The sequence below is a fragment of the Pandoraea sp. CB10b_02 genome (genome assembly GCF_002216225.1).
GTDB lineage: Bacteria > Pseudomonadota > Gammaproteobacteria > Burkholderiales > Burkholderiaceae > Pandoraea > Pandoraea nosoerga.
In genome coordinates this window covers 38,668-63,926 of sequence record NZ_NJGW02000015.1, presented here as the reverse complement: position 1 = coordinate 63,926, position 25,259 = coordinate 38,668, and the positions used below count along the sequence as shown (strand labels likewise).

The window sequence follows — 25,259 nt, the reverse complement described above, 5'->3', positions numbered from 1 at the left end:
TCGGTTCAGGCCAGCGACGCCGCGGCGTCCTTGATCGCCGCACGGATGCGGGCATAGGTGCCGCAACGGCAGATGTTGCCGGCCATCGCGGCGTCGATCTGCTCGTCGTTCGGCTTCTTGTTCTCGCGCAGCAACGCGGTGGCCGACATGATCTGGCCGCTCTGGCAGTAGCCGCACTGCGGCACGTCGTGCCTGACCCAGGCTTCCTGCACCGCGCGCCCGACCGGGTCGGTGCCCGCGCCCTCGATGGTCGTGACCTTCTTGCCCGCCACGGCGGAAACCGGGGTGACGCAGCTTCGCGTGGCCGCGCCATCGATATGCACGGTGCACGCGCCGCACAGCGCCATGCCGCAGCCGAACTTGGTGCCGGTCATGTTGAGCGCGTCGCGCAAGGTCCAGAGAAGTGGGGTGGCAGGATCGACATCGACCTGCACGGGACGGCCGTTCAGTTCAAACGAGACCATAAAGACACCTCTTGACGGGTGGATGGATCGGGGATCGGCCAAACATACTCCCATTCGTTGGAACTTTCAGCGCACGAATTCGCCGCGAACCGCTGTGTTTATTGGGATATAGCGCTGTACCAGCGTCGGAACCTGCAAGCGTCGAAGCCATGGTGGCCCCGGGTCGTTAATTTGTCGTCAACGCGGCGATGAGCCGGGCCGGGGCGGTCAGAAGAGGGGGCTCGCCGGGAATTCGTGGTGGATCCCTGCGCGGGAAGGGCGAATCCGGAGCGGCGCCGACGTGTTGCGGTGCAATGAAGTACAATTCGGCCTACATTCCCCTACCAACACTTTCCCAAGCCGGAAGAAAGATCTGGGCATGCGCAACAACTGCCTCACCCCTCAGTGCTTCTTCTCGATGACCGGACACGATTCGTCATCGACGTCTTCGCACGGCAGTCGCCGATCTCGCTGATCGCAGATCGTCCGTTTGCCGGCTCGCGCGCACCTATCGCGTCCCCCGCCGGCATCCCAGCGCATTTTCCGATTTTGACTTTCGGCGCGTCCCGCGAGACGAACGCCGACGGCGGATGCACCGCCGCACTGACGAGCCCGACAAGATGAACGCACCCTTGCCCGCCTTCGAGCCGCACGACGCAAAGCACGCCGTAGCCGCGCAACCGCCGCGCCTGCGCGAAATTCCCTATAACTACACGTCGTTTTCGGACCGCGAGATCGTCATGCGCCTGCTCGGCGCCGACGCCTGGGCCATCCTCGACGAACTGCGCGCCGAGCGCCGCACCGGCCGCTCGGCCCGCATGCTTTACGAAGTGCTCGGCGACATCTGGGTCGTTCGCCGCAATCCCTATCTGCAGGACGATCTGCTCGACAATCCGAAGCGGCGCAAGCTGCTGATCGACGCACTCGAGCACCGCCTGAACGAGATCGACAAGCGCCGACGCGCCGATGTGGCCGAACACGCCGACGCCCACGGCCGCGAGCGCGCCGCGCGCGTCGAGCAACTCGAGAACGCCGCGCGCCGCGCCGTGGCCGAGTTCGCCGGCGAGTTCGAGAAGATGGCGGAACTGCGCCGTCGCGCGAAGAAAGTGCTGGGCCGCACGACCGCCCACGACAACATCAAGTTCGACGGCCTGTCGCGCGTCTCGCACGTGACGGACGCGACCGACTGGCGTGTGGAGTACCCGTTCGTGGTGCTCACGCCGGACACGGAAGAGGAAATGGCGGCGCTGGTGAAGGGCTGCTTCGAGCTGGGGCTCACGGTGATCCCGCGCGGTGGCGGCACGGGCTATACGGGCGGCGCGATTCCGCTCACGCCGTTCTCGGCCGTCATCAACACGGAAAAGCTCGAACAGCTCGGCGAGGTCGAGTACTCGCAACTGCCCGGCGTGGACAAGCCGGTGCCGACGATCTTCTCGGGCGCGGGCGTCGTCACGCGCCGCGTGGCCGAAGCCGCGGAGCGCGCGGGGCTTGTATTCGCCGTGGACCCGACCTCGATCGACGCCTCGTGCATCGGCGGCAACGTCGCCATGAACGCCGGCGGCAAGAAGGCCGTGCTGTGGGGCACCGCGCTCGACAACCTGGCCTGGTGGCGCATGGTCGACCCGCAGGGCAACTGGCTGGAAGTCACGCGTCTCGATCACAACCTGGGCAAGATTCACGACATTCCGGTCGCCCGCTTCGAACTGAAGTGGTACGACGGCAATCAGGCGCCCGGCGCCGTGCTGCTCAAGACGGAACGGCTCGAGATCGAAGGCCGGCGTTTTCGCAAGGAAGGCCTTGGCAAGGACGTCACGGACAAGTTCCTTGCCGGTCTGCCGGGCGTGCAGAAGGAGGGCTGCGACGGTCTGATCACGAGCGCGCGCTGGATTTTGCACAAGATGCCGGCGCACACGCGCACGGTGTGCCTGGAGTTCTTCGGTCAGGCGAAGGAAGCGATTCCGAGCATCGTCGAAATCAAGGACTACATGTTCGCGCAGACGGCGGCGGGCGGCGCGATTCTCGCCGGCCTCGAGCATCTGGACGAGCGCTATCTGCGCGCCGTCGGCTACGCCACGAAGTCGAAGCGCAACGCGTTCCCGAAGATGGTGCTGATCGGCGACATCGTTGGCGACGACGACGTCGCCGTGGCGCAGGCCACCTCGGAGGTGATCCGTCTGGCCAACGGCAAGAGCGGCGAAGGCTTCGTCGCGGTCTCGGCCGAAGCGCGCAAGAAGTTCTGGCTCGACCGCTCGCGCACCGCGGCCATCGCGCGCCACACCAACGCCTTCAAGATCAACGAGGACGTGGTGATCCCGCTGCCGCGCATGGGCGAGTACACGGATCACATCGAACGCATCAACATCGAGCTCTCGCTCAAGAACAAGCTGCAACTGGTCGACGCCCTCGAAGCGTTCTTCGAAGCCGGCAACCTGCCGCTCGGCAAGACGGACGACGCAAACGAGATTCCCTCGGCCGAGCTGCTCGAGGACCGCGTGCAGACGGCGCTCACGCTGCTGCGCGACGTGCGCGCGCGCTGGGAATTCCTGCGCGATCACTTCGAGCTGCCGCTCGCGAACGCCATTGCCCTGCTCAACCGCTACGGCATTCGCGATTTGGACGTCGCGCTCAACGAACGCCTGAACAAGCAGCCCGAGACGCGCCTCATCGACCTGTTGCAAGACCGCACGGTGCGCGTGTCGTGGAAGCTGGAGATCCGTGCCGAGCTGCGTCAGATCTTCGCCGGCGCCGAATTCAAGCCGATCCTCGACGAAGCGCAGGCGATTCACAAGCGCGTGCTGCACGGGCGCGTGTTCGTCGCGCTGCACATGCACGCGGGCGACGGCAACGTGCACACCAACATCCCGGTCAACTCGGACAACTACGAGATGCTCCAGGACGCGCACAAGGCTGTGGCGCGCATCATGGACATTGCCCGCTCGCTCGACGGCGTGATCTCGGGCGAGCACGGCATCGGCATTACCAAGCTGGAATTCCTGACGGAGGCCGAGATCGGCGAATTCCGCGCGTACAAGCAACGTGTGGATCCGCAGGGACGCTTCAACAAGGGCAAGCTGCTCAACATGCCGGACCTGCCTGCCGATCTGCGCAATGCTTACACGCCGAGCTTCGGGCTGATGGGCTACGAGTCGCTGATCATGCAGCAGTCGGACATCGGCGCGATTGCCGACAGCGTGAAGGACTGCCTGCGCTGCGGCAAGTGCAAGCCGGTGTGCGCCACACACGTGCCGCGCGCGAACCTGCTCTACAGCCCGCGCAACAAGATTCTCGCGACGTCGCTGCTCATCGAGGCATTCCTGTACGAAGAGCAGACGCGTCGCGGCGTGTCGATCAAGCACTGGGACGAGTTCAACGACGTGGCCGATCACTGCACGGTGTGCCACAAGTGCGTGACGCCGTGTCCCGTGAAGATCGACTTCGGCGACGTGACGATGAACATGCGCAACCTGCTGCGCAAGATGGGCAAGAAGAAGTTCAACCCGGGCGCGGCCGCGGGCATGTTCTTCCTCAATGCGACCAACCCTGAGACGATCAACGTGACCCGCAAGGTGATGATCGACTGGGGCTACAAGGCGCAGCGCTTCGGCGCGGACATCTTCAAGAAGCTGGCGAAGAAGCAGACGGCCCGTCCGCCCGCCACGGTCGGCAAGCCGCCGCTGCGCGAGGAAGTGATCCACTTCGTCAACAAGAAGATGCCGGGCAACCTGCCGAAGAAGACGGCGCGCGCGCTGCTCGACATCGAGGACAACAAGATCGTGCCGATCATCCGCAATCCGAAGGCGACCACGGTCGACTCGGAAGCGGTGTTCTACTTCCCGGGCTGCGGCTCGGAGCGCCTGTTCTCGCAGGTCGGGCTCGCCACGCAGGCCATGCTCTGGCATGTGGGCGTGCAGACGGTGCTGCCGCCGGGCTATCTGTGCTGCGGCTATCCGCAGCGCGGCTCGGGACAGGGCGAGAAGGCCGAGAAGATCGTCACGGACAATCGCGTGCTGTTCCACCGCGTGGCCAACACGCTCAACTATCTCGACATCAAGACGGTGGTCGTGTCGTGCGGCACTTGCTACGATCAGCTCGCCGGCTATGAATTCGAGAAGATCTTCCCGGGCTGCCGCATCGTCGACATCCACGAATATCTGCTCGAGAAGGGCGTGAAGCTCGATGGCGTGAGCGGCACGCGCTACATGTATCACGACCCGTGCCACACGCCGATCAAGACGATGGACCCGGTCAAGCTCGTGAACCAGCTCATGGGCAGCGAGAACGACGGCTACAAGATCGAGAAGAACGATCGGTGCTGCGGCGAATCGGGTACGCTGGCGGTCACGCGTCCCGACATCTCGACGCAGATCCGCTTCCGCAAGGAAGAGGAAATGCGCAAGGGCGCGGCCAGACTGCGGGCCGACGGCAAGGTGGAGGACGTGAAGATCCTCACGAGCTGTCCGTCGTGCCTGCAAGGCCTGTCGCGCTACAACGAGGACGCCAACGTCACGGCCGACTACATCGTCGTCGAAATCGCCAAGCATGTGCTTGGCGAGGGGTGGCTGGTCGATTACGTGAAGGACGCCAACAACGGCGGTATCGAGCGCGTGCTGGTCTGATGCCTGTTCCGGGAACGCGGCCGATGCCTGACCGACGGACCATGGAGGCGGCATGGAGGTAGTCTACACGGCGCTGATTCTGCTGTTCGTGGTGGCGCTGACCGGCGTGCTGGTCAGCTTCGTCCGATTCCTGCCCGTGCCGCTCGTGCAGATCGCCGTCGGCGCGGCGCTCGCATACCCGGGCGCGGGCCTGCACATCGACCTCGATCCCGAGATCTTCTTCCTGCTGTTCATCCCGCCACTGCTCTTCGCCGACGGCTGGCGCATGCCCAAACGCGAATTCTGGCACCTGCGCGTGCCGATCATCGCGATGGCGCTCGGCCTGGTGATCTTCACCGTGGTCGGCGTGGGCTATTTCATCCACTGGATGATTCCTTCGATCCCGCTGGCCGTGGCGTTCGCGCTCGGCGGCGTGCTCTCGCCGACCGACGCGGTGGCCGTGTCCGCGCTCACCGGACGCATGCGCATGCCCGCCCGGCTCATGCACGTGCTCGAGGGCGAAGCGATGATGAACGACGCGTCGGGGCTCGTCGTCTTCAAATTCGCCCTGGTGGCGGCGACCACGGGCCTCTTCTCCATCGGCAGCGCCACGTTCTCGTTTTTCGTCATCGCGATCGGCGGGCTCCTGGCCGGCTGGGCGGTCACGTGGCTCTTCACGCAGTTCCATCGCCGCGTGATGGACGCGACCAGCGAAGAGCCCGCCACCGTGGTGCTGCTGCTGTTGCTCATGCCGTTTGCCGCCTATCTGCTCGCGGAACACTTCGGCTTTTCGGGCATTCTCGCTGCCGTGGCCGCCGGGATGACGGTCAGCTCCACCGATCTGCTCAACAGCCGCACCGCCACGCGCATTCTCGGCAACGGCGTGTGGTCGATGCTCGAGTTCGTGTTCAACGGCGCGGTGTTCGTGCTGCTTGGCCTGCAACTGCCCGACATCGTGCGCGCGGCGCTGCGCCCGAGCGAACACCTGTGGGGCACGCTGGTGAACCTGGCCGAGCTGATGGGCTATGTCGGAGCGATTTCGGCGGTGCTCATCGTGCTGCGCTTTTGCTGGGTGTGGGTGGCGTGGCGCGTGATGTACTTCCTCGGCATGCGACGCGGCGAAATCACCACGCGCCCGGGCCTGCGCTTTACCGGTGTGACCGCGCTCTCGGGCGTGCGCGGGGCAGTCACGCTCGCCGGTGCGCTCTCGGTGCCGCTGGCGCTGCCCAACGGCGCGCCTTTCCCGGGCCGCGATCTGCTGATTTTCCTCGCCGCCGGCGTGATCCTGCTCTCGCTCATCGGCGGCAGCCTCGGCTTGCCGGTGCTGCTGCGCGGCGTGCGCTGGCCCGCCGAGGATCCGCGCAACCGGGAAATGAGCGAGGCGCGGCTGGCGGCGTCCGAGGCGGCGATCCGGGCCGTGGAGTCGCTGCAGAAGGTGATCGCCAAGTCCGGCGACGAGCTCGACACCGCCGTGTGCGCCGAAGCCGCCGCGCGCGTGATGGGGCGCTATCGCCGCTCGCTCAACGCCTCGAGCGCGTCGGACGAAGCGCGCGAACGTGCGGTGCGCGAGGTGGAAGTGGAGCGGCGCCTGCGCGCGGCGGCGCTGCAGGCCGAGCGCGTGGAGCTCTCGCGTTTGCGCATCACGCATCGCATCAACGACGAGACGCTGCGCGAGCTGCTCAGCGAAATCGACTTCGCCGAACTGGCGTTGGGGCCGGTCGATCCGGCCACCGGCAAACGAACGAAGCGATACAAACACTGACTGACATTGGCGCCGATGCGCGCCGGCGCGGCCGGCGTGTCCGGCGTGTCCGGCGTGTGGTATCACCGCCGGGAAGGGCAGGGAGAAACGATCATGGAATGTCCGTTTTGCAACGCAGATGGCGGCGAAGTCGTGTGGCGCGACGCCGTGCTGCGCGTGGTGCTGCCGAGCGAGGACGGTTATCCGGGCTTCGCGCGCGTGATCTGGCACACACATGTGGCCGAGATGAGCGACCTGCCCGAGGCGGCGCGCGAGCATGTGATGCGCGCCGTGTTCGCCGTCGAGACCGCGCAGCGCACGGTGATGTCGCCGCACAAGATCAACGTCGCGAGCCTGGGCAACATGGTGCCGCACGTGCACTGGCACGTCATTCCGCGCTATCGGGACGACGCGCATTTCCCCGGCTCGGTGTGGAGCGCGCGGCAGCGCGAGGTGCCCGAGTCCGTGCTCGCCGAGCGCTGCGCCTGGCGGCCGGCGCTGCGTGAGGCCATCGTGGCAGAATTGGACCGTATGCCGGCCTGGCCGGTGTGAGCGGGCGGGCCAGAGGGGCAAGCCGCCGCACCCGGCTGCGACCAATGCACGCATCGGCCGCCGCGCGGGCTGACCGCTGAGGTCCGAGCGGCTATACTGCCGGCCGGTGTGCCGCGCGCTTTGTCGCGCCGGGTTGCCGCGGGCCTCGCGGATTGCCGCCGTCGGCCGCACATCGAACGATTTTTCTGGAGCAAGACCATGGCTGGGCTGGAGAAAGACACGCCGATTCCCGTTTCGCTGACGCTGCATCGCGCGTCGAAGGTGCTGGAACTCGGTTACGAAGACGGCAAGCACTACCGGCTGCCCTTCGAATTCCTGCGCGTGCTCTCGCCGTCCGCGGAAGTGCGCGGCCACGGCCCGGGCCAGGAAACGCTGCAGACCGGCAAGCGCGACGTCGACCTCAAGGGTCTCGAGCCGGTCGGCAACTACGCGGTGCGCCCCGTCTTCTCGGACGGGCACGACACCGGCATCTATTCGTGGGACTACCTCTACGAGCTGTGCGTGCATCAGGACGCACTGTGGCAGGAGTACCTGGACAAGCTCGCGGCGGCGGGCGTCGAGCGCGACACGCCGATGCCCTCGCCGGCCAGCGGCCACGGCTGCCACCACCATTGAGGCCCCGGCGGCGCGCTCCCGGTGGGGCGCACCGCACACATGATCTGGGAGATTGCAATGGGTGAACAGACCCACTTCGGTTACGAAACCGTCGACGAGAAGGAAAAGGCCGGCAAGGTCGCCGAGGTGTTCCATTCGGTCGCGAGCAAGTACGACATCATGAACGACCTGATGTCGGGCGGCCTGCACCGTGTGTGGAAAGCCTTCACGATCGGCCGCGCGGCCGTGCGCCCGGGCTTCAAGGTGCTCGACATCGCGGGCGGCACGGGAGATCTGTCCAAGGCGTTTGCGCGCGCGGCCGGCCCGAGCGGCGAAGTCTGGCTCACCGACATCAACGAGTCGATGCTGCGCGTGGGCCGCGACCGCCTGCTCGACGCCGGCATCGTGACGCCGGCGCTGCTGTGCGACGCCGAGAAGCTGCCGTTCCCGTCCGACTATTTCGACGTGGTGACCGTGGCGTTCGGCCTGCGCAACATGACTCACAAGGACGTGGCGCTCGCGGAAATGCGCCGCGTGATCAAGCCGGGCGGCAAGGTCATGGTGCTGGAGTTCTCGAAGGTCTGGCAGCCGTTGGAAAAGGCTTACGACGCCTACTCCTTCAAGGTGCTGCCGTGGCTGGGATCGCGTATTGCCGGCGACGCCGACAGCTACCGCTACCTGGCCGAGTCGATCCGCATGCACCCGGACCAGGAAACGCTCAAGACGATGATGGAAGACGTGGGTCTGGAGCGCGTGGAGTATCACAACATGACGGCAGGCGTGGTCGCCCTGCACATCGGACGCAAGTTCTGAGCCCATAGGGATTCGCCGCGCGGCACCGCCGCGATGGACCGCGCCCCGGCTGGCGGAAGATCTCCGTGCCGGGGCGTTTCTCTAAGTGCAGCCTAATTTTTCTGTGGAACAATCGCGCACGTCGGTCGCTTGGTTTCGATACGTGAAATTTCACTGAACCAATCGGGTCGACGTCTGTCACTAGACAGCAACCTACAACTCCACGGAGAGACCAGAACGATGTTCCAGTTCCTGAAAAACAAGCTGTTGTTGGGCGTTGTGGCCGGCGTAGTGGCGGTCGGCATGACGATCGCGGACGCAGACGCCAAACGCGTTGGCGGCGGCCGGAGCATCGGCAAGCAGTCCAACACCGTGACGCAACGTCAGGCCACGCCGCAGCAACCGGCCCAGACGCCGGGCGCCGCGCCGCAACAGGCCGCCCCGGCCGCTGCCGGCGCAGGCGCCGCAGGTGCAGCCGCCGCTGCCAAGCCCGCCAACCGCTGGCTCGGACCGATCGCCGGTCTGGCTGCCGGTCTGGGGATCGCCGCACTGCTGTCGCACTTCGGTCTGGGCGGGGCGTTCGCGAGCATGATGGCCAACATCATCGTGATTGCGCTGATCGCCTTTGCCGTGATGTGGCTCATCCGCCGCCTGCGCGGCAACAAGTCGCAGACCCCGGCCTACGCCGGCGCCGGCAACGACGCGTCGAACGGCTCGCTGCGCCAGTCGTGGGAGAGCCAGCCGTCGGCCCAGCCGTCGCAGACCGCCGCACCGGCGCAACTGTCGTCGCTGCCGCAAGCCGCGGCGGCGGGCGCCGCCGGTGCCGCCGCTACGGGGCCGTTCGGCGTGCCGGCCGACTTCGATACCGAGGGCTTCCTGCGCAGCGCGAAGGTGTACTTCAACCGCCTGCAGGCCGCCTGGGACAAGGGCGATCAGGCCGACATCAACGAGTTCACCACGCCGCAGATGTTCGCGGAAATCAAGATGGATCTCGAAGAGCGCGGCAAGGCGACCAACCGTACCGACGTCGTGCAACTCGACGCCGAACTGCTCGGCATCGAGCAGTCGGCCACCGAATACATGGCGAGCGTTCGCTTCTCGGGGCTGATCCGCGAAGCCGAGGGTGCGCCAGCCGAGCCGTTCAACGAAGTGTGGAACCTGACCAAGCCGGTGACCGGTAACGGTGGCTGGGTGCTCGCCGGGATTCAGCAACTCAGCTAAGCTGGCGACGTTTTTGCCGTAACCTGCCTTACAATGAGAGCCCGCGCCGCAAGCGCGGGCTCTTTTGTTTCTGCCGTCCGCCTGTGCATGCCGGGCGGCGTCTTTCGGTGCGACCGGCGCCCCGCGCCGGCCGGCCGCCAAGCTCATGACCGTAGCCGCCAAAGCCTTTGCCGCCACCGTGAATCATCTGCTTGCCCGCGAACCGTGGGCTCGCGATCGTTTGCGCCAACACATCGGCGCGTCCGCCCGGCTGGCGATGTCCGCGATCGATCTGCGCCTGCGTGTGGGCGAGGACGGTTTTCTTGCCGCCGCCGACGGGGCCGTCCCCTGCGACGTCAGCATCTCGGTGCCGCCGGCAGCGCTGGCCGACTTCGCGAGCGGCGGGCAGGCCGCCGTCATGCGCCACGTCAAGATCGAGGGCGACGCCGAGTTCGCCAACACGGTGTCGTATCTCGCGCAGCATCTGCGCTGGGAAGTCGCCGAAGACCTGAGCCGGATCATCGGCGACGCCGCCGCGCATCGCGTCACCGAGACGGGCAAGGCGGCGGTGGCCGGCGCGCGCCGCACGGGCGAGACAATGGCCCGTTCGCTGGCCGACTACCTCGTGGAAGAGAACCCGATGCTCGTGGCGCGTGCGCGGCTCGACGCGATGCGCGCCGATATCGGCACGCTGCGCGACGACCTCGCCCGACTGGAGAAGCGCATCGAGAAGCTCGAGCGCACGCGTGGCGTGCGCACCGCGCCGCAGCCGGGCGCGGGTCTCGAGCGCGGCAAGGGAGGCCGCTGACCGATGCGCCTCCTGCGTCTGATCAAGATCTTCTTCGTCTGCTATCGATACGGGCTCGACGAGCTGGTGCTCTCGAGCATTCCCCACCCCTTCACGCGGGCGCTGTTGCGCGTGCTGTCGTTCGGCCGCAGCGGGCTGCGCGCGCCGCGCGGCGAACGCCTGCGACTCGCGCTCGAGTCGCTGGGCCCGATCTTCGTCAAGTTCGGCCAGGTGCTCTCGACGCGCCGCGACCTGATGCCGCCCGACATCGCGCTCGAACTGGCACGCCTGCAGGATCAGGTGCCGCCGTTCGACCCCGAGGTGGCGCGCGCGAGCATCGAGAAGTCGCTGGGGCGTCCGCTCGAGGAAGTCTTCGTGGAGTTCGAGCGCACGCCGGTCGCGAGCGCGTCCATCGCGCAGGTGCACTTCGCACGCATTCGCGACGGCGAGCACGCGGGCAAGGAAGTCGCGGTCAAGGTGCTGCGTCCGAACATGCTCGGCGTGATCGACAGCGATCTGGCGCTCATGCGCGATCTCGCCGGTTGGGTGGAGCGTCTGTGGCCGGACGGCAAGCGCCTGAAGCCGCGCGAAGTCGTCGCGGAGTTCGACAAGTACCTGCACGACGAACTCGACCTGATGCGCGAGGCCGCCAACGCGGCACAACTGCGCCGCAACTTCATCGATTCGGGCATGCTGATGGTGCCGGAGATCTATTGGGAATTCAGTTCCAGCTCCGTGCTCGTGATGGAGCGCATGCGCGGCGTGCCGATCAGTCAGATCGACGTGCTGCGCGAGGCGGGCGTCGACCTGAAGAAGCTCGCGCGCGAAGGCGTGGAGATCTTCTTCACGCAGTTCCTGCGCGACGGATTCTTCCACGCCGACATGCATCCGGGCAACATTCTGGTGAGCCTAGATGCCGACACGTTCGGACGCTACATCGCGCTCGACTGCGGTATCGTCGGGGCGCTCTCCGAGTTCGACAAGAACTATCTCGCGCAGAATTTCCTCGCGTTTTTCCGTCGCGACTATCACCGGGTGGCGTCGCTGCACCTGGAGTCCGGCTGGGTGCCGCCCGATACGCGCGTGGAGGAGCTCGAAGGGGCCATTCGCGCGGTGTGCGAGCCGTACTTCGATCGTCCGCTCAAGGAAATCTCGCTGGGACTGGTGCTCATGCGCCTGTTCCAGACGTCGCGCCGCTTCAATGTGGAAATTCAGCCGCAGCTCGTGCTGCTGCAAAAGACGCTGCTCAACATCGAAGGGCTGGGACGCCAGCTCGATCCGGATCTCGATCTGTGGAAGACGGCCAAGCCGTTCCTCGAGCGCTGGATGGCCGAGCAGATCGGGCCGCGCGGCTGGCTGGAGCGCCTCAAGGCCGAAGTGCCGCAATGGAGCAAGACGATGCCGCAGCTGCCGCGGCTCATCCATCAGGCACTGGCCTCGCATGTCCGCCCGAAGGACGACACGTTGCTGCTTGCGCTGCTCCAGGAGCAACGCCGCACCAACCGCCTGCTCACCGGCGCCTTCTGTCTCGTGGGCGGCATCGCCATCGGCGTGCTGATGGCGTTCGTCTGGTTGTACAGCTGAACCCGCCGCTCGCGTGCGGGCGCTGCGGCCCGTCCGGCTTGCCTGCGACCGGACGGCAATCGAATTTGCAATCATGCGTCGGCCGGCTCTGTCGGCCGATTTTTCGTCGGAAGGTGTCGTCGATGGCTGTCTTGCACAAGTTCCACACGCCGCTTGCGGCTCCCAGGGACGAGGACCGTCCTGCGGGCGCCGCGTCGGGCGTTCCCGCCGGCTCGGCCAATTCCGCCGCTGGGGCTGCTGGGGCCGCCGGATGCCCGCCAGCGGCCGCCCCTGCTTTTGCGACGCGAGATCCGTCGCGCGCGGAGTTCTGGAACGAGCGCTTCGCCAACGCCTTCATGCCCTGGGACGCCGCCGGCGTGCCGCAGGCATTGCGCGACTTCGTGGCGGGCGAGCCCGCGCCGCGCGCGACGCTGATCCCGGGCTGCGGCGCCGCGTATGAAGCCGCCTGGCTCGACGCCCAGGGCTGGCCGGTTCGCGCCATCGACTTCGCCCCGGCAGCCGTGGCCGCCGCCAGGGCGCAGTTGGGTCCGCGTGCGGCGCTGGTCGAACAGGCGGACTTTTTCACCTACACGCCGCCGTTCGCGCTCGACATGGTCTATGAGCGCGCATTTCTGTGCGCATTGCCGCGCACGATGTGGCAGGACTACGCGGTGCGCATGGCCCGGCTGCTGCCGTCGGGTGCTCGCCTTGCCGGCTTCTTTTTCCTGCGCGAGACGCCGAAAGGTCCGCCGTTCGGGATCGCCCCGCAGGCGCTCGAGACCTTGCTCGGCAAGGACTTCGTCTGCGAGGTCGACCGGCTTGTCACCGATTCGGTGCCGGTCTTCGCCGGCGCCGAGCACTGGATGGTGTGGCGGCGGCGGTGACGCCCGCCTGCGCCTTGGGGACGCCTGCAAGGGGCGAGCGCGACGGCGCCGCAGCTTTGCGGCCAACTGCGCGCAACCTCATCAAGCGCCTGGGTATTTCCCGATATTTGCCACGATCTGGCATCGGAATTGTGATTTTTTCCCCGCGCGCCGCCCACGCCGCTATAATCGGCCGAAAATTTTTTCGCCAGGTGGCAAAAACGGGCGCCCCCGAGCGCTGAATCGCATCAGCCCCGTCATGCACGACCTGATTTTCTGTTGCCCGGAAGGCTGCGGCCCATGGCTCGGTAACGTTGGCTCGGTTAGCTCGCGCGGCGGCCCTCATGCGGCCGGATCACGCCCTCGCCGTTAGCGTTGCCTCGCCGCGCTCGCCGCCCTGGGGCTTGGCTGGGGCCGCGTTATGCTGATCTGGTTTGTCATTCTGTATTGGGTCATTTCGGTGGCCATCGGGCTGCTGGCCGCCCTCAAGGTCCGCAATACCAAGGATTTCACCGTCGCCGGCCGCCGCTTGCCCTACGGCATGGTCATCGCCGTCGTGTTTGCCACGTGGTTCGGCTCGGAAGCCGTGCTCGGCATTCCGGCCACGTTCATCGGCGAAGGTCTGCGCGGCGTGGTCGCCGATCCGTTCGGCTCGTCGATGTGCCTGGTGCTCGTGGGCATGTTTTTCGCCCGCAAGCTGTATCGCATGAACCTCATGACGATCGGCGACTTCTACAAGCTCAAGTACAACCGCACGGTCGAAGTGGTGACGAGTATTGCGATCGTGATCTCGTACCTCGGTTGGGTCGGCGCGCAGATCAAGGCGCTCGGCCTCGTGTTCCACACGGTGTCGGGCGGCGCGATGTCGGAGCCGACCGGCATGATCATCGGCGCCATCTCGGTGCTCGCCTATACGCTGCTCGGCGGCATGATCTCGGTGGCCGTGACCGACTTCATCCAGATGATCATCATCGTCGTGGGGCTGGTGTACATCGCCGTGGAAGTCTCGGGCATGGTGCCGGGCGGCGCGAGCGCCGTGATCGCCCACGCCTCGGAGGCCGGCAAGTTCGTGTTTCTGCCGGAAATGAACCCGGCCGACGTGCTCGCGTTCATCGCCGCGGGCATTACCATGATGTTCGGCTCGATTCCCCAGCAGGACGTGTTCCAGCGCGTCATGTCGTCCAAGTCCGAGAACGTGGCGGTCGCCGGCTCGGTGACGGGCGGTGTGCTGTACTTCTTCTTCACGTTCATTCCGATCTTCCTGGCGTACTCGGCGCTGCTCATTGCGCCGTCGATGGTGCAGAAGTACATCGGCTCCGATCCGCAGCAGATTCTGCCGCAGTTGGTGCTCACCAGCGTGCCGGTGCTCGCGCAGGTGATGTTCTTCGGGGCACTGCTCTCGGCGATCAAGAGCTGCGCCTCGGCCACGCTGCTCGCGCCGTCGGTGACGTTCGCGGAGAACATCATCCGCCCGATGCTGCCCGGTCGCATCGACGACAAGCACCTGCTGCGCCTGATGCGGATCGTGGTCCTGTGCTTTACCGCGCTGGTGCTCGTCTACGCGCTCAATTCGAAGGCGTCGATCTTCCAGATGGTGGAGAGCGCGTACAAGGTCACGCTCGTGTGCTGCTTCGTCCCGCTCGCGTTCGGCCTGTACTGGAAGCGTTCGAGCTCGCTGGGCGGCACGCTGGCCGTGTTCGCCGGCCTGCTCGTGTGGATCGGCTGTGAAATGTTCGCGCCCGACGCGCTGGTGCCGCCGCAACTGGCCGGCCTGCTGGCCTCGATCACGGGGATGGTCGTCGGCTCCCTCGTGCAGCCGGCGTCGCAGCGTGAGCCGGAGCAGCAGATCTCGACGATTTGAGGTCTTCAGGCGGAAAGTGAGTGCCCGCTAATATGACGGGGTCCGCCACTCGCACGTCGGCCGTCGGCGGGCATGAAGGCGAAAGGGCGGCCGGCGCCGTCCTTCGCCACATCTTGGGCGGGCCGTCGCGCGGCATTCCCGACGATTGCGGCGATCGCCGCACCGACGCCATCTCTTGATCTCGCCCGCCCGCGCCCCCATATTCTCCGGACAAATCCCGAAAGCCTTGTGAAGCGGTTATAATTCAAGGCTTTGCGTGTCTTTTTCCGTCGGAAAGAAGAAAGAATCATGCCTATCTATGCCTATCGTTGCGAAACATGCGGTTTCGCCAAGGATGTGCTGCAAAAAATGAGCGATGACCCGCTCACCCAATGCCCGGAATGCGGCAAGGACTCGTTTCGCAAGCAGGTGACGGCTGCCGGGTTCCAGCTCAAGGGGTCCGGGTGGTATGTGACCGACTTCCGCGGCGGTTCGGGCGGCGCAAGCGCTACGGCGTCCGGCCCGGCGGCGGCATCGGCCGCGTCGGCCTCGGCGCCTTCGGGCGAGAGCGCGTCGTCGGCCGGCGGCGAGTCGTCGAGTGCCTCGGCGGCCTCGTGCGGCGGCGGTTGCGCCTGTCACTGAGCCTGCCGACAATGGATTGGCCGGCGCGTCCGGCCAGTTGACCCGGCGCGCACGTTCGCGCCGAATTCCCTAGCCCCGCCCACATTCGCGAGTCCTGCCATGAGCGTCAAAAAACCCGCGTTGAAGACGATTTTCCTCACCGGCCTGCTGGTGCTGGTGCCCCTCGCGATCACGCTGTGGGTGTTGGGCCTGATCATCGGCACGATGGACCAGACGCTGCTCCTGCTGCCCGACGAATGGCAGCCGTCGCGCCTCATCGGCATGCGCGTGCCGGGCTTCGGCGTGGTGGTCACGCTGGCCTTCGTGTTCGTCGTCGGTCTTCTGGCGCATAATTTCATTGGCCAGAAGCTGGTCGGCTGGTGGGAGGCCGTGCTCACGCGCATTCCCATCGTCGGACCGCTCTATGGCAGCGTCAAGCAGGTCTCCGATACGCTGCTGTCGAGCAGCGGCAACGCGTTTCGCAAGGCGCTGCTCGTGCGGTACCCGCACGCGGATTCCTGGACCATCGCTTTCCTGACCGGCGCGCCGGGCGGCGACGTGGTCAATCACTTGCAGGGCGAGTACGTAAGCGTCTACGTGCCGACGACGCCCAACCCGACCTCGGGCTTCTTCCTGATGATGCGGGCGAGCGACGTCGTCGAGCTCGACATGAGCGTCGACGCCGCCCTCAAGTACATCGTATCGATGGGCGTGGTGGCGCCCGCCCACAACCCGCGCCAGCAACGTCCCGGCCCGCTCCTGTGAGCCACCGGGATTCACCGGCGTCATTTCTTGAAAATCGGAACAGCAAAATGTCCATGCGTACCTCCTACTGCGGTCTGGTGACCGAGCAACAACTGGGCCAAACGGTCAAGCTTTGTGGCTGGGTCAATCGCCGCCGTGATCACGGCGGGGTCATCTTCATCGACCTGCGCGATCGCGAAGGTCTGGTGCAGGTCGTGTGCGATCCGGACCGCGCGGAGATGTTCAAGGCCGCTGAAGGCCTGCGCAATGAATTCTGCGTGCAGGCCACGGGTCTCGTGCGCGCCCGCCCGGCGGGCACCGAGAACGCCAACCTCACGAGCGGCAAGATCGAAGTGCTGTGCCACGAACTCCAGGTGCTCAACGCCTCGGTGACGCCCCCGTTCCAGCTCGACGACGAGAACCTGTCGGAGACCACGCGCCTGACGCATCGTGTGCTGGATCTGCGCCGCCCGCAGATGCAATACAACCTGCGCCTGCGCTACAAGGTGGCGATGGAAGTGCGCAAGTATCTCGACGCGCAAGGCTTCATCGACATCGAGACCCCGATGCTCACCAAGAGCACGCCGGAAGGCGCGCGCGACTACCTGGTGCCCTCGCGTGTGAACGCGGGCCAGTTCTTCGCGCTGCCGCAGTCGCCGCAACTCTTCAAGCAACTGCTGATGGTCGCCGGCTTCGACCGCTACTACCAGATCACCAAGTGCTTCCGCGACGAAGACCTGCGTGCCGACCGTCAGCCGGAGTTCACGCAGATCGACTGCGAAACCTCGTTCCTCTCCGAGCAGGAAATTCGCGATCTGTTCGAGAACATGATCCGTCATGTGTTCAAGGAAGCCATCGGCGTCGAGCTCGACGCCAAGGTGCCGGTCATGGAGTACGCCGAAGCCATGCGCCGCTTCGGCTCGGACAAGCCGGACCTGCGCGTGAAGCTCGAATTCACCGAGTTGACCGACGTGATGGCCGACGTGGACTTCAAGGTGTTCTCCGTGCCGGCCACGACCGAAGGCGGCCGCGTGGTCGCGCTGCGCGTGCCGGGCGGCGCCGAGATCTCGCGCAGCGAGATCGACGCGTACACCGAATTCGTGAAGATCTACGGCGCGAAGGGCCTGGCCTGGATCAAGGTCAATGAAGTGGCCAAGGGCCGCGACGGTCTGCAAAGCCCGATCGTGAAGAACCTGCACGACGCCGCCATCGCCTCGATTCTCGAGCGCACCGGCGCGCAGGACGGCGACATCATCTTCTTCGGCGCGGACAAGGCGAAGATCGTCAACGACGGTATCGGCGCACTGCGCCTGAAGATCGGTCACTCGGAGTTCGGCAAGAGCCACGGCCTGTTCGAAGCGGGCTGGCGTCCGCTGTGGGTCGTCGACTTCCCGATGTTCGAGTACGACGAGGAAGACGCCCGCTGGGTGGCGTGCCACCACCCGTTCACGAGCCCGAAGGACGAGCACATCGATTATCTCGAGTCCGATCCGGGCAAGTGCCTGGCGAAGGCCTACGACATGGTGCTCAACGGCTGGGAAATCGGCGGCGGTTCGGTCCGTATCTTCCAGGAAGACGTGCAGAGCAAGGTGTTCCGTGCGCTCAAGCTCGGCGAGGAAGAAGCCCGTGCGAAGTTCGGCTTCCTGCTCGACGCGCTGCAGTATGGCGCGCCGCCGCATGGCGGCATCGCGTTCGGTCTGGACCGCATCATCACGATGATGGCCGGCGCCGATTCGATCCGCGACGTGATCGCCTTCCCGAAGACGCAACGCGCGCAGGATCTGCTCACGCAGGCCCCGTCGCCCGTGGACGAGCGTCAACTGCGCGAGCTGCACATCCGTCTGCGTCAGCCGGAAGCGCCGAAGGCCTGACGAATGCCCTGGCGCCGGTCTTCCCCAAGGCCGGCGCACCGCATTCCCGACCCCCTGTGCCGGAAGGCAAGGGGGTTTTTCTTTTGCCGACGATTCGCCGTGATACCTCGCATCACGGCATCGACGCCGCGCATTTGCCCATTACAATGAGGCACCCAAGCCGATTCCGATCGAGTCATCGCTGCCCGCATGAAGCCGTTCAAGATTCCCGAATCCGTCCTCGTCGTGATCTATACGCCGTCGCTCGACGTGCTGCTCATCGAGCGCGCGGATGCGCCGGGCTTCTGGCAGTCCGTGACCGGCAGCAAGGATCGCATCGACGAGCCGCTGGCCGAGACGGCGACGCGTGAAGTGTTCGAGGAGACCGGCATTCGCGTCGGCGCCGGCGGGGCCGTCCCCGCCAGTGCGCTCACCGACTGGCGCCACCAGATTCAATACAACATCTACGAGCGATGGGCGCATCGCTATGCGCCGGGCGTCACGCGCAACACCGAGCACTGGTTCGGGCTGTGCGTGCCCGAGAACACGCCCGTCACGCTCGCGCCGCGCGAGCACGTCGCCTATGCGTGGATGCCCTGGGAGGCGGCCGCCGCCCGGTGCTTCTCGCCATCGAACGGCGACGCCATCCTGCAGTTGCCTTCGCGCGTGCGCTAGCCGCCGCATCGCGCGCCGATGAGCAAATACCTGCCGTTCACGCACGACAATCACCTGACGCTGCTCTATCTCGGTCAGGAATACTTCACCGCGCTCATCGACGCCATCGACAACGCCACGCGCGAGGTCGCGCTCGAGACGTACATCTTCGAAGCGGACGATGCCGGCCAGAATGTCTCGGCCGCCCTGCAGCGCGCCGCGCAACGGGGAGTCGCCGTGCGCGTGATCACCGACGGCATCGGCACGAGCCGGCGTCTTGCGTACTTCAACGACTGGCGCGAAGCCGGCGTGATGCATCGCATCTACAACCCGCATCTGTTTGGCAGGTTCGGTTTTTCGCGCACGCACCGCAAGCTCGCGGTCATCGATCATGCGGTGGCGTTCGTGGGCGGCATCAACATCATCGACGACTACAACGGCGGGGGCGGCGTGCGCATGGACGACCCGCGCTGGGACTTCGCCGTGCAATGCCGCGGCCCGATCGTTGCCGAGATCGCCATCGCGTTCCATATTCAGTGGCTGCGTCTCGCGCCGGGCTATCTGGGCACGCCGTTCCGGCATCGGCACCACGGATTGCGCGGGCGCCTGCACGCGCCCTACGCCGGCCAGGCGGCGTTCGTCGCACGGGATAACCTGCACAATCGCCGCGCCGTCGAAAAGGCCTATCTGATGGCGCTGGGGCGCGCGCGCCACGAGGTCTGGCTCGCGAACCCGTATTTCGTGCCGGGCCGGCGCCTGCGGCGTGCGCTCACGCAGGCCGCGCGCCGCGGCGTGGCGGTGCATCTGCTCATCGGCCGCAAGGAATTCCGGCTGCTCGATACGGCGGTGCCCTGGCTCTACGCCAAGCTGCTCGACGCCGGCGTGCGTATCGGCGAGTACGATATGCGCCAACTGCACGGCAAGGTTGCCGTGGTCGACGACGTCTGGGCGACGGTGGGCTCCTCCAATCTCGACGCGCTGTCGCTCTTCCTCAATCACGAGGCCAACGTGGTCGTGCTCGACGACCCCGTGGTCATCCAGTTGCGAGACCACATCCGGCGGGCGTTCGCCGACGCGCGCCTGATCGATCCCGCCCGCTACGGCGAGCGCTCGCGCTGGCGGCGCTTTCACCAATGGCTGGCCTATCGCCTGTATCGGCTGGCGATGAAAGTCCTCACGCGCTGGAAATACGACTGAATCGGCGTGCCTGCGGCCGCTGGCGCGAGCCGCCGAACCCCTCGCCCGCGCGGCGGGCGCCCCGACCTCGCCTATTGCCGTCAGATGGCCGTCAGATGGCCGTCGGACTGCCACAGAACGTGCCTGCCCTGTGTGCGTCCGAGCCCGCCGGGCGGCGCGCCGCGGCCGCTCGGGCGCAGCGTATCGCCCGAAATCGATTAGGTATTCCGATCTAATAAATTCCTTGTTCGCCCATGGGCGTCCCCCAATAATAGGACGGCCGTTCGATTTTTTGGTTAGCATCGGAGAACGGATAACCAAAGCGATGCCATACACATGCGAAAGGGTGAACAGACACGTGCCGCGATCCTCAATGCCGCGCTCGAATTGGCGGGGCGGGACGGACTCGAAGGGCTGACGATCGGCTTGCTGGCCGATCGCATGCAAATGAGCAAGAGCGGCGTCTTCGCGCATTTCGGTTCGCGCGAGGACTTGCAGATCGAGGTGCTGCGCGAATACCAGCGGCGCTTCGAGCAGGAGGTGTTCGCGCCCAGCATGGAGGCGCCGCGCGGGCTGCCGCGACTCAGGGCGCTGGTGGATCGCTGGATGGACAAGCGCATTCGCGAAGTCACGACGGGCTGCATCTACATCAGCGGCGCCGTCGAATACGACGATCGCGCGGCCAGTCCGGTGCGCGAAGCTCTGGTGAAGAGTGTGCGGCTGTGGCGCTCGGCCCTGCTGCGCGCGATCACGCAGGCGAAGGAGGAGGGGCATCTGCGTGCGGATACCGATCCGCGTCTGATGCTCTTCGAGATGTACAGCCTGACGCTCGGCCTGCATCACGATGCGCGCTTCCTGCGGGAGGCGGGCGCCGTGGAGATGACCCGGGTGGCACTGGAAAAACTGATTTCGTCTTATCAGCGCGGGTAAGGCGCGAGCCGTCCGCGATTCGATTCGATTTGTTCGGAGGAGTAGGTCATGGGACAGTACAACGCGCCGCTGCGCGACATGCAATTCGTTCTGCACGAACTGCTGGGCGTGGAAAACGAATTGAAGGCATTGCCGAAACACGCGGACATCGATGCCGACACCATCAATCAGGTGCTCGAAGAAGCCGGCAAGTTCTGTAGCGAAGTGATCTTCCCGCTCAACCAGGTGGGCGATCGCGAAGGCTGCAAGTACGAAGGCGACGGCGTGGTGAGCACGCCCACGGGCTTCAAGGCCGCCTACCAGCAATACGTCGAAGCCGGCTGGCCCGCCCTTGCGTGCGATCCGGAGTTCGGCGGTCAGGGTCTGCCGCAGGTCGTGAACAACGCCCTGTACGAAATGCTCAACTCGGCCAATCAGGCCTGGACGATGTATCCGGGCCTCTCGCACGGCGCCTACGAGTGCCTGCACGCGCACGGCACGCCGGAGCAACAGGCGACCTATCTGCCGAAGATCGTCTCGGGCGAATGGACCGGCACGATGTGCCTGACCGAACCGCACTGTGGCACCGACCTGGGCATGCTGCGCACGAAGGCCGAGCCGAACGGCGATGGTTCGTACAGCATCTCGGGCACGAAAATCTTCATCTCGGCCGGCGAGCACGACATGGCCGCGAACATCATTCACCTGGTGCTGGCGCGTCTGCCCGATGCGCCGCCGGGAACGAAGGGCATCTCGCTGTTCGTCGTGCCGAAGTTCATCCCGGACGCGAACGGCGCACCGGGCGAGCGCAACGGCATCAAGTGCGGCTCGATCGAGCACAAGATGGGCATTCACGGCAATGCCACCTGCGTGATGAATCTCGACGGCGCGAAGGGCTGGCTCGTGGGCGAGCCGAACAAGGGCCTGAACGCCATGTTCGTGATGATGAACGCCGCACGCCAGGGCGTGGGCATGCAGGGGCTCGGCCTCACCGAAGTCGCTTATCAGAACTCGCTCGCCTATGCGAAGGAGCGCATCCAGATGCGCTCTCTCACCGGCCCCAAGGCGCCGGACAAGCCCGCAGACCCGATCATCGTGCACCCCGACGTGCGCCGCATGCTGCTCACGCAGAAGGCCTATGTCGAAGGCGGCCGCGCGTTCTCGTACTGGACCGCGCTGCACATCGACAAGGAGCTCTCGCATGCCGACGAAGCGCAGCGCAAGGAGGCCGCCGATCTCGTCGCACTGCTCACGCCCATCATCAAGGCGTTCCTGACCGATAACGCGTTTGAGTGCACGAACCACGCGCTGCAGATCTACGGTGGCCACGGCTTCATTTCCGAGTGGGGCATGGAGCAGTACGTGCGCGACGCGCGCATCAACATGATCTACGAGGGCACCAACTCGATCCAGGCGCTCGACCTGCTCGGCCGCAAGGTGCTCGGCGACATGGGCGCGAAGCTCAAGAAGTTCGGCAAGATCGTGCAGGACTTCGTCGAGGCCGAAGGCGTGAAGGAAGAGATGCAGGAGTTCGTCAACCCGCTCGCGGACATCGGCGACAAGGTCCAGAAGCTGACGATGGAAATCGGCATGAAGGCGATGGCCAATCCGGACGAGGTGGGCGCGGCGAGCGTGCCGTATCAGCGCGTGGTCGGCCATCTCGTGTTCGCGTACTTCTGGGCGCGCATGGCCCGCATTGCGCTCGACAAGCAAGGCAGCGGCGACAAGTTCTACGAATCGAAGCTCGCCACGGCGCGCTTTTACTTCGCCAAGCTGCTGCCGGAGACCGCGTCGCAAATCCGCATGGCCCGTGCCGGCGCGAAGACGCTGATGGATATCGACGTCGACCTGTTCTGAGAGCGGAGGAGATTACCGTGAGCCAAACCAACAAACCCCTGGTCGTCCGCAAGGTCGCCGTGCTCGGCGCCGGCGTGATGGGCGCGCAGATCGCCGCCCATCTGGTCAATGCGAAAGTGCCCGTCGTGCTGTTCGATCTGCCGGCCAAGGAAGGCCCGAAGAACGGCATCGTCACGCGCGCCATCGAAGGCCTCAAGAAGCTGAGCCCGGCGCCGTTCGCCGACAAGGCCGATGCGCAGTACATCGAGGCGGCCAACTATGAGGACGACCTCGCCCGGCTGGGCGAATGCGACGTGGTGATCGAAGCCATCGCCGAGCGCATGGACTGGAAGCACGACCTGTACAAGAAGGTCGCGCCGCACCTGGCCGCGCATGCGATCTTCGCCTCGAACACGTCGGGGCTGTCGATCACCGAACTCTCGGAGGGCTTCGACGCCGACCTGAAGGCGCGCTTTTGCGGCGTGCATTTCTTCAACCCGCCGCGCTACATGCATCTGGTCGAACTGATCCCGACGGCGGCCACCGAGCCGGCGATCCTCGATCAGCTCGAAACGTTCCTCACGTCCACGCTCGGCAAAGGCGTGGTGCGCGCAAAGGATACGCCGAACTTCATCGCGAACCGCGTGGGCATCTTCTCGATCCTGGCGGTGTTCGCCGAGGCGCAGAAGTACGGCATTGCGTTCGACGTCGTCGACGACCTGACCGGCAGCAAGCTCGGCCGCGCCAAGTCGGCCACGTTCCGCACGGCCGACGTGGTCGGTCTCGATACGATGGCCCATGTCATCAAGACGATGCAGGACAATCTCAAGGACGACCCGTTCTACCCGACCTACGCCACCCCGCCGGTGCTCAAGGCGCTCGTGGAGAAGGGCGCGCTGGGGCAGAAAACGGGGGCGGGCTTCTACAAGAAGGAAGGCAAGGTCATCAAGGTACTTGACCCGCAGTCGGGCGAATACGTCGAGTCGGGCAAGAAGGCCGACGAAATGGTGGTACGCATGTTGAAGAAGGCGCCGGCCGAGCGGCTGCGCCTGCTGCGCGAATCGACCCACCCGCAGGCGCAGTTCCTGTGGGCGGTGTTCCGCGACGTGTTTCACTACATCGGCGTGTATCTCGAGCAGATTGCCGAGAGCGCGCGCGACGTCGACTTTGCGATCCGCTGGGGTTTCGGCTGGAGCACGGGGCCGTTCGAGGACTGGCAGGCCGCCGGCTGGAAGGACGTCGCCCAGTGGGTGCAGGAAGACATCGACGCGGGCAAGGCCCTGTCGAGCGCGCCGCTGCCCAAGTGGGTCACCAGCGGCAAGGTCGCCGAAGCCGGTGGTGTGCATACCGCACAGGGCGCTTATGCGCCGGCGAAAGACGCCTTCGTGCCGCGCAGCACGCTGCCGGTGTACCAGCGCCAGGTGTTCCCGGCTTCGCTCGTGGGCGAAGCGGGCAACGATCCGCGCAAGTTCGGCAAGACCATCGAGGAGAACGACGCCGTGCGCGTGTGGGTCGACGACACGCCGGGCCAGGACGACGTGCTCATCGTCTCGTTCAAGTCGAAAATGAACACGATCGGCCCGGACGTCATCGATGGTCTGACGCGCGCCATCGATCTGGCCGAGCAGCAGTACCGCGCGGTGGTGGTGTGGCAGCCGACGTCGCTGCAGCTCGGCGCGCCGGGCGGTCCGTTCTCGGCCGGCGCCGATCTGGCCGCCGCGATGCCGGCGTTCATGATGGGCGGTGCGAAGGGCATCGAGCCCTTCATCAAGAAATTCCAGGACGGCATGATGCGCGTGAAGTATGCGCAGGTGCCGGTCGTCTCGGCGGTGTCCGGTATTGCGCTGGGCGGCGGCTGCGAGTTGTTGCTCCATAGCGCCAAGCGCGTGGCCGCGCTCGAGAGCTACATCGGTCTGGTGGAGGTCGGCGTGGGCCTCGTGCCGGGCGGCGGCGGCCTGAAGGAAGCCGCCATTCGCGCGGCCGAGGCCGCGCAGGCAGCCGGCAGCGTGCAATACCTCCAGTTCGTGACGAAGTCGTTTACCAATGCGGCCATGGCGAAGGTCTCGAGCTCCGCGCTCGACGCACGCGAGATGGGCTACCTCAAACCGTCGGACACGATCGTCTACAACGTGCACGAACTGTTGTCGGTCGCCCGCAACGAGGCGCGCGCGCTGGCCATGGCCGGCTATCGGCCGCCGCTCAAGCCGGCCGGCATTCCGGTGGCGGGCCGCTCGGGCATCTCGACGATCAAGGCCCAGCTCGTGAACATGCGCGACGGCAACTTCATCTCGGCGCACGACTTCCTGATCGCCTCGCGCATCGCCGAAGCCGTGTGCGGCGGCGACGTCGAAGCGGGCAGCCTCGTGAACGAAGAATGGCTGCTGGCGCTCGAGCGTCGCGCCTTCATCGACCTGCTGGGCACGTCGAAGACCCAGGAACGCATCATGGGCATGCTGCAAACCGGCAAGCCGGTGCGCAACTAAGCCGATCGGAGACTGA

At 65.9% G+C, this 25,259-nt stretch carries 19 protein-coding genes; 18 read left to right on the top strand and 1 reads right to left on the bottom strand.

Translation table 11 applies throughout. From position 1 onward, the window contains the following. Window positions 1-5 precede the first annotated feature (5 nt). A complete protein-coding gene (locus CDN36_RS16045; protein ID WP_150553649.1) occupies window positions 6-464 on the bottom strand; it encodes a (2Fe-2S)-binding protein in 459 nt (152 codons plus the stop codon). A gap of 599 nt (window positions 465-1,063) precedes the next feature. Here CDN36_RS16045 and CDN36_RS16040 point away from each other — a divergent pair. The 18 genes from CDN36_RS16040 (at window position 1,064) to CDN36_RS15955 (ending at window position 25,243) form a co-directional block, all read left to right on the top strand. Further along, entirely contained in the window at window positions 1,064-5,059 is a 3,996-nt protein-coding gene (locus tag CDN36_RS16040) for a DUF3683 domain-containing protein (protein ID WP_287497249.1), read from the top strand. Window positions 5,060-5,111: 52 nt separating this feature from the next. Then, window positions 5,112-6,800, top strand: coding sequence for a Na+/H+ antiporter (locus CDN36_RS16035; RefSeq protein WP_287497248.1), 1,689 nt, complete (start codon window positions 5,112-5,114; stop codon window positions 6,798-6,800). 93 nt (window positions 6,801-6,893) lie between these two features. After that, window positions 6,894-7,331: an HIT family protein gene (locus CDN36_RS16030; RefSeq protein WP_150553646.1), complete on the top strand. Its 438-nt coding sequence runs from the start codon at window positions 6,894-6,896 to the stop codon at window positions 7,329-7,331. Window positions 7,332-7,529: 198 nt separating this feature from the next. After that, window positions 7,530-7,946 (top strand): gamma-butyrobetaine hydroxylase family protein, encoded by a 417-nt coding sequence (locus CDN36_RS16025; protein WP_287497247.1) that lies wholly within the window; start codon window positions 7,530-7,532, stop codon window positions 7,944-7,946. Between the two features lie 57 nt (window positions 7,947-8,003). Next, window positions 8,004-8,738, top strand: a complete 735-nt coding sequence (gene ubiE / locus CDN36_RS16020; RefSeq protein ID WP_150553644.1) for a bifunctional demethylmenaquinone methyltransferase/2-methoxy-6-polyprenyl-1,4-benzoquinol methylase UbiE — start codon at window positions 8,004-8,006, stop codon at window positions 8,736-8,738. 219 nt (window positions 8,739-8,957) lie between these two features. Next, complete coding sequence (locus CDN36_RS16015; RefSeq protein WP_150553643.1) at window positions 8,958-9,938, top strand: Tim44 domain-containing protein; 981 nt, start codon at window positions 8,958-8,960, stop codon at window positions 9,936-9,938. 145 nt (window positions 9,939-10,083) lie between these two features. Further along, complete coding sequence (locus CDN36_RS16010; RefSeq protein WP_287497246.1) at window positions 10,084-10,725, top strand: ubiquinone biosynthesis accessory factor UbiJ; 642 nt, start codon at window positions 10,084-10,086, stop codon at window positions 10,723-10,725. Window positions 10,726-10,728: 3 nt separating this feature from the next. Then, the gene (gene ubiB, locus CDN36_RS16005; RefSeq protein ID WP_287497245.1) at window positions 10,729-12,288 is read left to right on the top strand and encodes a ubiquinone biosynthesis regulatory protein kinase UbiB; all 1,560 of its coding nucleotides are present in this window, start codon (window positions 10,729-10,731) and stop codon (window positions 12,286-12,288) included. A gap of 122 nt (window positions 12,289-12,410) precedes the next feature. Continuing rightward, window positions 12,411-13,151: a methyltransferase domain-containing protein gene (locus CDN36_RS16000; RefSeq protein WP_287497244.1), complete on the top strand. Its 741-nt coding sequence runs from the start codon at window positions 12,411-12,413 to the stop codon at window positions 13,149-13,151. 400 nt (window positions 13,152-13,551) lie between these two features. After that, complete coding sequence (locus CDN36_RS15995; protein WP_287497243.1) at window positions 13,552-14,991, top strand: high affinity choline transporter 1; 1,440 nt, start codon at window positions 13,552-13,554, stop codon at window positions 14,989-14,991. A 288-nt stretch (window positions 14,992-15,279) separates the two neighbouring features. Continuing rightward, window positions 15,280-15,612 (top strand): FmdB family zinc ribbon protein, encoded by a 333-nt coding sequence (locus tag CDN36_RS15990; protein ID WP_287497242.1) that lies wholly within the window; start codon window positions 15,280-15,282, stop codon window positions 15,610-15,612. Window positions 15,613-15,711: 99 nt separating this feature from the next. Beyond that, window positions 15,712-16,356, top strand: a complete 645-nt coding sequence (locus CDN36_RS15985; protein WP_039408262.1) for a DUF502 domain-containing protein — start codon at window positions 15,712-15,714, stop codon at window positions 16,354-16,356. Window positions 16,357-16,403: 47 nt separating this feature from the next. After that, window positions 16,404-18,206, top strand: coding sequence for an aspartate--tRNA ligase (gene aspS / locus CDN36_RS15980; protein WP_287497241.1), 1,803 nt, complete (start codon window positions 16,404-16,406; stop codon window positions 18,204-18,206). A gap of 189 nt (window positions 18,207-18,395) precedes the next feature. After that, complete coding sequence (gene nudB, locus CDN36_RS15975; protein ID WP_150553637.1) at window positions 18,396-18,860, top strand: dihydroneopterin triphosphate diphosphatase; 465 nt, start codon at window positions 18,396-18,398, stop codon at window positions 18,858-18,860. Between the two features lie 18 nt (window positions 18,861-18,878). Next, window positions 18,879-20,036, top strand: a complete 1,158-nt coding sequence (gene clsB / locus CDN36_RS15970) for a cardiolipin synthase ClsB (protein ID WP_150553636.1) — start codon at window positions 18,879-18,881, stop codon at window positions 20,034-20,036. Window positions 20,037-20,351: 315 nt separating this feature from the next. After that, window positions 20,352-20,945, top strand: a complete 594-nt coding sequence (locus CDN36_RS15965) for a TetR/AcrR family transcriptional regulator (protein WP_150553635.1) — start codon at window positions 20,352-20,354, stop codon at window positions 20,943-20,945. 48 nt (window positions 20,946-20,993) lie between these two features. Continuing rightward, the gene (locus CDN36_RS15960) at window positions 20,994-22,781 is read left to right on the top strand and encodes an acyl-CoA dehydrogenase C-terminal domain-containing protein (protein WP_150553634.1); all 1,788 of its coding nucleotides are present in this window, start codon (window positions 20,994-20,996) and stop codon (window positions 22,779-22,781) included. Between the two features lie 17 nt (window positions 22,782-22,798). Next, window positions 22,799-25,243, top strand: coding sequence for a 3-hydroxyacyl-CoA dehydrogenase/enoyl-CoA hydratase family protein (locus CDN36_RS15955; RefSeq protein ID WP_150553633.1), 2,445 nt, complete (start codon window positions 22,799-22,801; stop codon window positions 25,241-25,243). Window positions 25,244-25,259 lie beyond the last annotated feature (16 nt).